This window comes from Abyssisolibacter fermentans, assembly GCF_001559865.1.
Taxonomy (GTDB): domain Bacteria; phylum Bacillota; class Clostridia; order Tissierellales; family MCWD3; genus Abyssisolibacter; species Abyssisolibacter fermentans.
The window spans coordinates 16,466-29,253 of the sequence record NZ_LOHE01000024.1; the positions used below are offsets into that span (position 1 = coordinate 16,466).

General features: G+C 28.6%; 10 protein-coding genes and 2 riboswitches. Of the genes, 3 read left to right on the forward strand and 7 right to left on the reverse strand.

What is annotated here, in order from left to right; all coding sequences use genetic code 11:
- Positions 1–120: 120 nt before the first annotated feature.
- The 4 genes from AYC61_RS01290 to AYC61_RS01305 form a co-directional block, all read right to left on the reverse strand.
- Positions 121–720 (reverse strand): YdcF family protein, encoded by a 600-nt coding sequence (locus AYC61_RS01290; RefSeq protein WP_066495647.1) that lies wholly within the window; start codon positions 718–720, stop codon positions 121–123.
- 35 nt (positions 721–755) lie between these two features.
- A complete protein-coding gene (locus AYC61_RS01295) occupies positions 756–2,498 on the reverse strand; it encodes a sigma 54-interacting transcriptional regulator (RefSeq protein WP_066495654.1) in 1,743 nt (580 codons plus the stop codon).
- Positions 2,499–2,965: 467 nt separating this feature from the next.
- Positions 2,966–4,453 carry a sodium/proline symporter PutP gene (gene putP, locus AYC61_RS01300; protein ID WP_066495655.1) on the reverse strand — a complete coding sequence of 496 codons (1,488 nt, stop codon included), beginning with the start codon at positions 4,451–4,453 and terminating at the stop codon, positions 2,966–2,968.
- Between the two features lie 318 nt (positions 4,454–4,771).
- Positions 4,772–6,631: a sigma 54-interacting transcriptional regulator gene (locus AYC61_RS01305; protein ID WP_066495658.1), complete on the reverse strand. Its 1,860-nt coding sequence runs from the start codon at positions 6,629–6,631 to the stop codon at positions 4,772–4,774.
- A 232-nt stretch (positions 6,632–6,863) separates the two neighbouring features.
- A riboswitch (TPP riboswitch) is annotated at positions 6,864–6,974 on the forward strand.
- 170 nt (positions 6,975–7,144) lie between these two features.
- On the opposite strand from AYC61_RS01305, the gene thiM reads away from it, so the two are divergent.
- The gene (gene thiM, locus AYC61_RS01310; protein WP_066495663.1) at positions 7,145–7,963 is read left to right on the forward strand and encodes a hydroxyethylthiazole kinase; all 819 of its coding nucleotides are present in this window, start codon (positions 7,145–7,147) and stop codon (positions 7,961–7,963) included.
- Positions 7,956–8,582, forward strand: a complete 627-nt coding sequence (gene thiE, locus AYC61_RS01315; RefSeq protein ID WP_066495813.1) for a thiamine phosphate synthase — start codon at positions 7,956–7,958, stop codon at positions 8,580–8,582. The genes thiM and thiE overlap by 8 nt, the downstream gene beginning before the upstream one ends.
- A 54-nt stretch (positions 8,583–8,636) precedes the next feature.
- On the opposite strand, the gene AYC61_RS01320 is transcribed toward thiE, so the two are convergent.
- The 3 genes from AYC61_RS01320 to AYC61_RS20890 are packed head-to-tail and all read right to left on the reverse strand — an operon-like array spanning position 8,637 to position 11,747.
- Positions 8,637–9,419, reverse strand: a complete 783-nt coding sequence (locus tag AYC61_RS01320; protein WP_082759722.1) for a heme ABC transporter ATP-binding protein — start codon at positions 9,417–9,419, stop codon at positions 8,637–8,639.
- 15 nt (positions 9,420–9,434) lie between these two features.
- Positions 9,435–10,478 (reverse strand): FecCD family ABC transporter permease, encoded by a 1,044-nt coding sequence (locus AYC61_RS01325; protein WP_066495664.1) that lies wholly within the window; start codon positions 10,476–10,478, stop codon positions 9,435–9,437.
- A gap of 12 nt (positions 10,479–10,490) precedes the next feature.
- Positions 10,491–11,747: a helical backbone metal receptor gene (locus tag AYC61_RS20890; protein ID WP_162265418.1), complete on the reverse strand. Its 1,257-nt coding sequence runs from the start codon at positions 11,745–11,747 to the stop codon at positions 10,491–10,493.
- A gap of 99 nt (positions 11,748–11,846) precedes the next feature.
- Positions 11,847–12,028, reverse strand: a riboswitch (cobalamin riboswitch).
- Between the two features lie 177 nt (positions 12,029–12,205).
- On the opposite strand from AYC61_RS20890, the gene AYC61_RS01330 reads away from it, so the two are divergent.
- Positions 12,206–12,757 (forward strand): GNAT family N-acetyltransferase, encoded by a 552-nt coding sequence (locus tag AYC61_RS01330; protein ID WP_066495666.1) that lies wholly within the window; start codon positions 12,206–12,208, stop codon positions 12,755–12,757.
- The last annotated feature ends 31 nt before the right edge of the window (positions 12,758–12,788 follow it).

The following is a 12,788-nucleotide window of genomic DNA, read 5'->3' on the forward strand; positions in this document are numbered from 1 at the left end:
TTTTTATTTAGTATCAATTTTCTGACGTTTTTAAAGCCAATTCAATAAAAACAGCGTCAGAATTTAGACGTTATTGTCTGAATTCTGACGCTTTAATAACACATTATTACTACATAAATGTTATAGGAGTATTTTATACATTCTATAGCCTAAATAATAAAACACTTCTCTTGACCAAAAAGGAATCTTACTTCTTAAGCTTTTATATTTGGTTGTTGGTGTTGGACAGGCATAAGCTTCTAATTCATAATCTTTTGCCATTAACATAGCTCTTTTCATGTGTAATGGATCACTAACTATTATAACTTTGGAAAAATCGTTATTTTCTACAATTTGCTCCGCATAAAATATATTTTCCTCAGTTATTTTAGATTTTTCTTCTATTAAAATATCTTTCTTTGGTATTTGATTCTCTAAAGCATAATTCATTGCAACTCTTGATTCTGAGTATCTTTTATTTTTTCCTTTACCCCCAGTAAATATAATTTTATTAGCATAGCCATTCTTATATAGCCAAATACCATGCTTTATCCTTTCTTCAAAAACTGGTGATGGTTTATCATCCCAAATTGCTGCTCCCAATACTATTACTGCATCTGCTTTCACACATTCACTTATATTACCATATAAGTATATACTCCTAGCTACATAAAAATTGTAACTTAATGCAATTATCATTATAACTATTAGAGCTTTTTTAAGTATTTTTTTAACCTTCATATCAATCTTCTCCAAGCTTTTTACTATCATATTATTTATTCTATCTCATATTTACTAAGTTTAAAATATAATGTACTTCTAGGTATGTTTAGCAGCTTTGCTGCTTTCATTTTATTACCACCGCTAATTTTCATAGCAGCTTTTATTGTATTTTTTTCTGTATTTTCTATCGCTTTAATTAAGTCTAATGATTCTTTATTATTTATCATATCATTATCTGATGAATTCACTATAATATCAGGTAAAAATCTTTCGTCAAGTATATTATTCTTTGATAGTATTACAATTCTTTCGATTACGTTTTTTAATTCTCTGATGTTTCCTTTCCACTCATAGTTTATCATCATTTGCATTATTTTTTTAGGTATTTCTATAACATTTTTTCTATATGTTATACAAAAGTCATTAATGAATTTATTTGCGAGTATTGGTATATCTTCTTGTCTTTCTCTTAGCGGTGGTAAGTGTACTGATACTGCATTTAATCTATGGAATAATTCTTCTCTAAATAATCCCATCTGTACTTGCTTCTTTAAATCTTTACTTACAGCGGCAATTATTTTTACATCAACTTTTGTTTTCTCATTACTACCTGATTTGATTATTATTCCTTCATCTATAATCTTTAAAATTTTATCTTGTATATCTAACGATAAATCTGATATCTCTTCTAAAAAGATGGTTCCCTTATCTGCTAATTCAAATTTTCCTATTTTTTTACTTTTAATTGTACCATCACAGCCAAATAACTCTTCTAGCATATCATTTGAAATTGTGCTACAGTTAACTGGTACAAAATATCCCTTTAATTTACTTTCTATGTGTATTGCTCTTGAAAGAACCTCTTTTCCTGTTCCACTTTCTCCAGATATTAAAATATTCACTTTTGATTTAGCTATATTTTTGCATAGCTTAATAATATTTTCAAATTTCTTATTAGCACTAACTATCTGAGAAAATGCAAATCTGCTTTCATTTAATTTAGCTACTTCATTTTCTAATACTGATAAATTCGATCTAGCAGTATTATACAATTGCGAAATTCTTATAAGTTCAGATATATCCATATCACAACTTACAGCACCTATAAATTCCCCTTCATCATAAAGTGGAGTTGCACTAATAATATCATAGCAATTCTCACGTGGATTATTATAAACATTTCTATATTCTTTTCTATCCATAACAACCTTTGGAAGTAATGCTGTTGGAAACATCTCGGTTATAAGTTTTCCCTCTATATCTTTTTCATCTATTTCATATAATTTTTCTGCACTCTTGTTCCATATAATTACTTTATTATCCTTATCTACTGCACAGATAGCGTCGTGCATATTATCTATAATGTTTTCAAACAACTTATAACTTTTGTCTATTATTTTAGTATAAAGCTCATTTATTTCTCTATTACAAATTAATCCAATAGGTTTTTTATTATCATTTAATATAACTACATATTCTACATCATTATTATTTACCAATATATTCATCAAATCATTAGTGCAATTATATTCATATAAAGCATATCTAATATATTTATTATTTAAGTCAATATATTTATCAACTGTCAATTTACAAATCTCAGCTTTAATTATATCTTTTATCGATAATACCGCCTTAGCATTTTCATTATCTATAATTATTACATTATCTATTTCTCTATCTATCATTTCATTTAGTATGTCATGTACATTTGCCTGTTTATCTTTGATTAATACATTTTTATCCATAACATCTTTTAGATTGATATTGCTTAATATAATATTCTTAATTTTCAATTCTTACACCTACCTTGTGTTTTATCTTATCAGAGTATTAAAGTTTAAACAATATTATCCTCAAATATTCAAAATAAATTAACAGCTATGTCTAAACATATTTAACCATAGAATAATAATATTTAAAGCAATTTTTTTAGTGGTTCTATAAAATGAAATTGTTTCTTCACAGGAGCCAACAAAGATTCTCAGATTCATGTCCTTCCATTTGGTAATGAACTATCATCTAATGACTTCGTACTCACAAAGCCTTCCTATATTCTTTCACCTTTATATGCTGTGGGAAATATAAATATTTCTGTAGAAAGTTTCAACACAAAACCATTGAGCCACACTTCTCTCAATGTTTTACCCTAGCCATTTTAACAAACTCTTTTTACAAAAGTACCATTACGTTAAAAAACCTAAACATCGAATCCAAGTTCCAATGCTTAGGTTTTCTATTTTCATTTCAAATTATAAATTAATTAAATTTCTGCTTTCTGAACACTATCAAATTCTTCCTCGATCTCTTTTGATGGTTCTTTTCCTAACTTGCTGACAACAAATATTGTTATACTAGCAAATATAAACGCTGGAAGTATTTCATATACATCAAATAATCCACCTTCAAGCTGTTTCCATATGATGACCGTTAGTCCACCTACTATCATACCTGCTATAGCACTGTTTCTTGTCATACGTTTCCAATAGATAGAAATCAATACTATAGGACCAAAGGATGCTCCTAAACCAGCCCATGCATATGATACCAAGCCAAGTACACTATTTTCAGGATTTGTCGCTATTAAGAAAGCTATAAAAGCTACAACTACTACAGCTATACGACTAATTAAAACTAGTTCTTTGTCAGTTGCATCTTTTTTAAGAACAACTTTGTAAAAATCTTTAGTAAAGGAAGATGATGTTACAAGAAGCTGTGAATCAGCTGTACTCATAACCGCTGCTAATATTGCAGCTAAGAAAACACCTGCAACCAATGGATGGAATATTGTATTTATCATAACCATAAATACTGTTTCTGCTGCTGTTGTCCCTTCTAGTGGAGTCTTTAAAAATACTATACCAATTACACCAACTAACACTGCTGCTCCAAGACTTAATACTGACCAAACAGCCGCTATTATTCTAGCTTGTTTTACTTCGCCAGAAGATCTGATAGCCATAAATCTAACAAGTATATGAGGTTGACCAAAATATCCAAGTCCCCATGCAGTAAGCGATATAATTGAAATTAATGTTAAACTTGTTCCATCAGTTTTAGTAAAAATATTCAGCAACTCTGGATTAACCGCTCTAACTGAATCCATCGTACTACCAAAACCACCTAGTATTGAAATAGCTCCAATAGGCACACCTATAATTGCGATAAACATAAGTATTCCTTGGAAAAAGTCTGTCCAGCTAACTGCCATAAAGCCACCTAAGAAAGTATACCCTATAATAACTACCACACCGATTACTAACGCCCAAATATAAGGTAATCCAAATACTGTATTAAACAATTTAGCTCCTGCAACAAAACCTGAAGCTGTATATACTAAGAAAAACAATACTATGAAAAAAGCTGATAACATTCTTAGTATTCTTGAATCATCTCTAAATCTATTTTCAAAGTAATCAGATAATGTGATAGAATTATTTGATACTTCTGTATATTTTCTTAATCTCTTAGCAACAAATCTCCAATTTAGGTATGTACCAACTGCTAAACCTATTGCTATCCAACTTGCTTCTAAACCAGATAAATAAGCAGCCCCAGGTAAACCCATTAAAAGCCAACCACTCATATCAGATGCAGATGCACTCATAGCTGCAACCCAGCTATTTAATCCTCTACCACCTAAAACATAATCTGATAAACTATCAGTTTTTTTGAAAAAATACATACCAATACCTAACATAAAAAGTAAATATAATGCAAATGTAAAAATTGTACTTCCGCTTATACTCATAAAAACCCTCCTTAGAAATTATATTAAAGAAATTATATTAAATTATTGAAATATAATAATAAATAATATAGCATACCATATATATGTATACAATACTACGGTATCAGGCACCTCCCATCAATACCTCTTTTTTTACTATAATATTTATATATTTATATAATTATGCAACTATCATTCCATATTAATAACTAACGATATCATGATGGTTAAGCTATTCTTTTTTGATTATTTTGAATAGTGACAATTTTATGACATTTTAATGCAAGAAAAACTAAAAAAACATGTGTCAGTTATTCGACACATGTCAACAAATTGTCACTATTCTACAATTTTATATTTTTCAAGCTTAAAATAAAGTGTACTTCTAGGTATTTTTAAAAGTTTAGCTGCTTTTGTCTTATTATTATTTGCAACTTCCATAGCTCTTAGTAATGCTTTTTCCTCAGCATTCATGAGAATTTTATTTAAATCCATATTACTTTCATTATTAATATTTATGTTAATATTTCTATTCTTAGAAATCTTCTCTGGCAAAAGACTAATGTCAATACTATTGTTTTTTGCTAGTATTACTATTCTTTCTACGATATTTTTTAACTCTCTTATATTACCTTCCCATTCATAATTTACTAATAAATCCATAATATTTGTTGGAATACTTCTTTCTAACATATTGTATTGTTTACAAAACTTTTTAACAAAGCTATCTACTAGCAAAGGAATATCCGCTTTCCTTTCTCTCAGTGGAGGTAATTCTATTGTTATAGAATTGAGCCTATAAAACAAATCCTTTCTAAACAGCCCATCATCTATCATAATTTGAATATCCTTATTTGTTGCAGCTATTACTCTTACATCTAATTTAGTAGATTTCTCACTACCTACTTTTGTTATTACTCCATCTTCTAAAAACCTTAAAAGCTTTGGCTGCATTTCTAATGGCATATCACCTATTTCATCTAAAAAAATACTTCCATTATTAGCTAGCTCTAATTTGCCTATTTTCCCATTTTTATTCGCACCTGTAAAAGCACCTTTTTCATATCCAAACAACTCACTTTCTAACAAATCCTTTGGTATGGCGCTACAGTTAATAGGAATAAAATTACCTCTACGTTCACTTTCACAATGTATAGCTTGGGCAAACACTTCTTTCCCAGTACCACTTTCTCCTGTCAATAATATAGTAATACTAGCCTTAGATATACTTTTGCAAAATCTAACTTTTTCTCTAAAATTAACATCATTACCGACTATCTTATCAAAAGTCATCTTGTCCTTATTTATATTATCAAATTCTTCTTTTAAAGCTTCTAAATCACTTTGAGTTTGATTTAATAATCTTGATGTTTTTGTTATTTCTGTTATATCTCTATCACAGCTAATACCACCTATTAGTTTTCCATCTTTATATAATGGTCTAGCACTTATTATATTGAAACAATTTTCTCTAGATTCATTATATATATTTTCAAATGTTTTTTCTTCTTTTATTACTCTAGGTAATAAAGCATTAGGGAACACTTCATATATGGGTTTATTAATAATATCTACTTTTTTTATATTGTGCATTATTTCTGCACTTGCATTCCAATAACGAACAATACTATCTGTATCTACTACACATACAGCATCATTTACAACATCTACAATTTTATTTAGAAGTGTGCAAGTATACATAAGGCTTTCATCATACAACCTTTGTATTTGTTTCTGAGTTAATATACCTATTACCTCTTTATCTTCATACACTAGAACATATTCTGGATTAAATTTTGAGATAGTGTTTATTACATCACCTATTTCTCGTCTACAACTAACACAACAAAAAAAATTATTAGATTTTTTCCAATTTTCTACATATTCTGTTAATTCTATATTTTTTAGGGTTAGCCTAAGAATATCCTTTGATGTCAATACAGCTTTAGGTATATCTTTATTGTTAGCTTTTTCTACAATTACTGCAATATTTATATCGTCATCTACAAATTTATTCATAACATTGGAAGTATTGTTACTATATATCTTTAAAAACGATGTACTCATTACACTAGATATATTTGTATGGTTAAGTCTTATTTCATTAAATCCCATTGAATCACCCCACAATATTATTATTACATTATTCTCTACTATTGTATATTTTTCCTTCAATAATACTATTAAATATTCCCACATACAATATAAAGCCCATATTTCAAGGCTTCAACACTTAAATAAATTTGTCGAATTTATTAATTTTTATTAACTATATATATTTTTTTATAATAATAAGCCCTAATTATTCATACAATTTCGAATATTTTACTGTATAATTCTGCTTATTGTTTTCTTTGCTTTATTGTGTTAACATATGTATGACAATTAAATAATTACCCTGATTATTCATATAACTTTGAATAATCTAGGTTTCAATAACTAGGGGAGCTAGAAAGGCTGGCTGAGAAAAAGACCCAACAAAGTCTTTGACCCTTAACCTGATCTGGGTAATGCCAGCGTAGGAGAGCTATTTGGTATAAAAAAGCATGAGTCCTTTAATCAGGTCTTATGCTTTTTATAGAGAAACCGAATATTGATTTTGAGTCGGGATGAAAATCTGTAATTTATGTATGTAGCTCACTCCTACAAAGATTGAGTAAGGTTTCACATTATACGCTACAATTTTTGTACAATATTATTAGGAGGAAAAATATGAATACTAATTATCTTAAAGCATGTTCTGATTTACTAAAAAATATTAATACTAAAAAGCCACTTGTACTTCACTTAACAAATTTTGTTACTATTAATGATTGTGCTAATATGACCTTAGCAATAGGAGCTTCTCCAATTATGAGTTTTGAAGTTTCTGAAGCAGAGGAATTATTAAGCATGTCATCTGCATTGGTACTAAACATAGGGACTTCCACAAAAGAATCTATAAATAATATGCTATTGGTAGGTAAAATTGCAAACAAATTGAATGTTCCAATTGTTTTAGATCCAGTAGGTGCTGGCGCCACAACTTTTAGAACTAACTCTGTACAAAAACTATTAAATGAACTTTACATATCCGTTATTAAAGGAAATTTAGGAGAGATAAAAGCAATAAGCGGTTTGGAAACTAAGATGAAAGGTGTAGACTCTATTGATAACGATAATAACAAAGAAACCATTGCCAAAAACCTTGCAAATAAATATAAGAATGTAATTGTTATTTCTGGTAAAGAAGATGTAGTGAGTGATGGCAGAAACACAATGATAATCAAAAATGGTCATCCCATGTTATCTGATGTTACTGGAACTGGTTGTATGACAGCATCACTCATAGGTGCATTTTGTGGTGTTACAGATGATTATCTTTTGGCAGCTACATCAGGTATTTTATCTATGAGTTTAGCTGGAGAATATGCTTTTAAAAGCTTAAAAGAAAGTGATGGTATCGGATCTTTTAAAGTAAAAATCTTTGATGGAATTTCAAATATGAATGAAAATATATTAAGGGGTGGTAATATTGAACTCTATAAATAAAGTTAATTATAAACTCTATTTAGTTACTGATAGTAACATTATTGGTGATAGAAATTTGGTAGAATGCGTAAGAGATGCAATAATCGGAGGTGTTTCTGTAGTTCAACTTAGAGAAAAAAATATTTCTACTAGAGATTTTTATCAAACAGCTTTAGCACTAAAAGAATTAACAGATTATTATAATGTCCCACTTATAATAAATGATAGATTAGATATAGCTCTTGCTGTTGATGCAGCAGGTCTACATATAGGACAAAGTGACCTTCCAGCTATTGAAGCTAGAAAATTACTAGGTAAAGATAAAATACTAGGTGTCTCTGTATCAAATATTGAACAAGCTCAAAAAGCTAAAATTCAAGGGGCTGACTATATAGGTGTTGGAGCAATTTTCCCAACTAATTCCAAAGGCGATGCAAAAAATCTAAACATAGATATATTGACTAATATTAGAAATTCTGTTGATATACCAATTGTAGCTATAGGCGGCATCAACGAAAATAATATAGAACTATTAAATAATACCAAGATAAATGGAGTTGCAGTTATTTCTGCAATACTAGGTAACGAAGATATTATAAAAGCTTCAAATAATTTATATTATAAATGTAAATTTCTATAAGCAAAACTATTAAAAATATGGGTGTTTCAAAAACATTTGAAACACCCTTCTATATCAATTAATTTTAGGTATAATATATGTCATATTTTGTTCTTTATTCTTTATGAGCTCTACTCCTATGTCATATATTTTTTTAATGTTTTTCTCTGTCAAAACCCTTTCTGGTTTATCATATGCCTGTATTTTACCATCTTGCATTAAAATAATATTATCACAATATTTTGCTGCTAAATTAATATCATGTATAGTAACTATAATAGTTAAATTATTTTCTAAATTTAATTTCTTACATAAATTCAACAAATTAATTTGGTGTTTTATATCTAAATGAGAAATAGGCTCATCTAATAACAATATTTCTGGCTCTTGAGCTAAAGCTCTTGCTAACATAACTCTTTGCCTTTCTCCACCACTTATTTGAAGTATTTTTTTATCTCTAAACTTCCATGTTTCAGTTTTTTTCATGCATTCTTCTACCACATCATAATCTCTTTTTATTTCTGATGAATATCTTTTTTGATATGGCATTCTACCCATCAATACAATATCATGAACAGTAAAGTCAAAGCTAATTACATCAAATTGATGGACTACTGCCATCCTTTTAGCTAAACTTTTACAGCTTATTTTACCGATTTCTTCTTTCCCAAGAAATATTTTACCATCATATGGCTTTAATAGATTACATAAATTTTTTAATAAAGTAGTCTTCCCACATCCATTTGGTCCTAATATTCCTAAAAAATCTCCCTTATCAACCGAAAAACTTATATTTTTTAATATAGTATTGTTAGAATATTTAAATGATATATTTTGTATATCCATAGCACTAATCATAAATTTTCAACCTTTCTATATACTATTTTTTGATTTTCTTAATAGATAAAGGAAAAATGGTCCTCCAAATATTGAAGTTATTATTCCTACTGGTATTTCTACGCCTCTTAATATGTTTCTTGCTAAAGTATCACAGATTAGCAAGAACATTGCACCACCTACAAAAGATATCGGCATCAACACTCTATGATCAGAACCGAATATAAGTCTCAATAGATGAGGTACTATCAATCCAACAAATCCGATTATTCCACTTACAGAAACTGCACAAGCTGCTAACAAGGATGCAACTACAAGAACAATTTTTTTTACAGTTTCTACATTTACTCCTAGGCACTGAGCACTTTCTTCACCAACTGATAATGCATTTAATTCTTTAGCCAATGAAATAAGTACAAATGAACCTATTATAGCCGGTATTACCACTACTACTATTTGTGTCCAACTTGCTCCATTAAAGCTCCCCATAGTCCATCCAATTATTTTACCTAATTCTTCATGATTAAATATCATAATTAATGACACTATAGAAGATAATAGTGAACTCATGACTATTCCTGATAATAATATTGATGTTGTGGATATTCTATTTCCTTTTTTCGCCAGACTATATACTAATATAGTCGTTATTAACGCACCTGCAAATGCTAAAAGAGAAATAATACCAAGACCCATAATGTTTTTGTTTATACCTAAAACTATACCTAGCGTTGCTCCAAAGGCAGCACCAGATGACGATCCCATAATATAAGGTTCTGCCATTGGATTTTTGAATATAGCTTGATAAGCTACTCCAACTAATGCTAATATTCCTCCACACAAAGCCGATATTATTATTCTTGGAAGTCTTACATTTAAAACTATGAATATATTCGATTTTTTTATATTTGAAATATCAATATCTAGAAATTTAATCTTATTTAGAGTTATTTTTATAACATCCGTGACATCTATATGTACTGTACCTAATGCAACAGCACAAAACATGAACAATATAAGAAATAAAAATAGTATTAAAATTGCTATATGATATTTCTTTTTGTTTTTTAAGTATGACATTAAATCACCGCTTTAGAAACCTAATTTTTTTGTTAAATCACTGTGAACTATGTTGAATAATATTTTTAAACCTTCGTTGATAGATCTTGGTGATGATCTGTCAAATATATTATTGTCAACTTTATAATATGATTTTTGATTAACAGCAGTTAATATGCTGTAATTATTGTTATTTATCATAGCATCTACATTAGTTTCATTACCAACTATTATATCCGGATCTTTATCTATAACTTTTTCTACACTATATTTCCAACCAGTTACATCAGCAGCAATATTAGTAGCTCCAACTGTTCTGATAATATCTGCAATAAATGTATCACTACCAGCTGTATATTCACCATATTGTCCAGTACCTACTACGTAATATATACTTGGCTTATTTAGATTGCTTTGATTGTTTAGAACGTATTTAACCTTTTGAACTTTTGATTTCATACTTGATACTAATGCTCTAGCTTCATAATTTCTATTAACTATTTTACCTAACTGTATTATTTGGGCATATATTCCTTCAACCTTGTTTGGTGTAGCTGAAGAAATAGATATTATTCCCGCTTCATTTAATTTATCTAATATCTCTTGTTTAAAATGTGTTTCAGCAATAGCTATTTCTGGTTGTATATCGACTATTACCTCAATATTTGGTTCATAAAGTGTTCCAACATTTTTTATATTTTCTACCTCTTTAGGATAATCACAATATTGTGTCCTACCTACTACCTTGTCTCCTGCACCTATTTCAAATAATTTTTCAGTTACTCCAGGTGCTAATGATATTATTTTAGAAGGCTCTTTTTCAATTACCATTTCATTATCACCATTTTTTATTGTAATAGGATATTTATATGTATCGTCTGATATTTTTTCATACTTAACTATTCCAGCTCCACTATCCCAAATTATGCTATAATTTAATGTTTCTAATAAGAATCTATATGGTAAATATATTTTGTTATCTTCCTTGAAGGTTTTACAATCAACCGTTAAATCAATATTATTAACCTTTACTTTGTTTGAATCTAAATAAAAAGTCATTGTAACATCTTCATTAGACACTATAGTACTACTATATTCATTTTTTACACTAACACCAAATTCATATATCTCATCTGTTGATATAAATGATCTGCCATTAATCACTTTAAAATCCACTGCACGACGATTAAAGTCGCTTTGACTAGTAGCTAATCCTTCTTGTACATATAAACTACTTGAAGCAAACACAACTACTAAACAAATAATAAATAATTTTAATAATTTTTTCATATATATTACTCCTTTCATATTTTGCCTTGGAGGTTTTTCAAAAAAAAATAACACATTTGGAATATGTGTTTTTAAACCACACACTTCCCTCCGAAGCATAAGTCTTTTTTCTTAAAGGCAGGTTTCCTGGCTTGTAGTTCATCTTTGATTCTACCTTCCCACTCAAAATTGAAGAGCAGTGGCTATTAGAATCTCATCCCTACATACAGTAGCGGGGGCTGCAAAGGCTTTTAACCTTTTTCCCTTTTAACTTTTTAAGCACCTTAAAGATTTCTATTTGATTATATTTATAGTATAGTCAACTTGATTATACTTGTCAACATTAACCTATACATAACAAATATAAATCTTTATTATATTATTTATATATTATAGTATAATAAGTTATGTTATAATTAAGTGCAGAAAACCACAATTACACATCTATATAGTACAAAATATTAAGGGGTGAAATTAATATGTATGAACATATTAATATAGAAACAGAACGTTTATTTATTAGAAATTTTGCCAATGCTGATATTTATAATTTACATAGAATAGTAAATGATGAAGCTATAATGAGAAATGTTCCCTTTGCTAAAGAAAGAACGTTCAAAGAGTGTGAAAAGTTATTGAAAAGAATATTAAATCGATATAAAGAAAGTACAATAAACAAATTTCAAGGATTTCTCTTATTAGTAGTTTCAAAAGACAACAACGAATGTATAGGTTTTGTTGGATTATTCCCACTTACTTATGATACTACTGAAAACGAATTGTTCTATGGACTATTTGAAGAACACTATAGAAAAGGATATGCAACTGAAATAGGAAAAGCTATTATTGTATATGGTTTTAATAACATGAATATTAATAAAATAGTTGCTACTGTCAATAAAGATAATAAAGCATCTAGCAAGGTACTAAAGAAGATAGGTATGTACTATGAATACGAAATAAAGGATGAAGAAGCAGAAGGTAGCTCTTATGATGGTGAGCTAATGTACTCTATAAAAAAAGCAGATTAATACAAAAGTCTCAAAATGGCAGTACTAAACT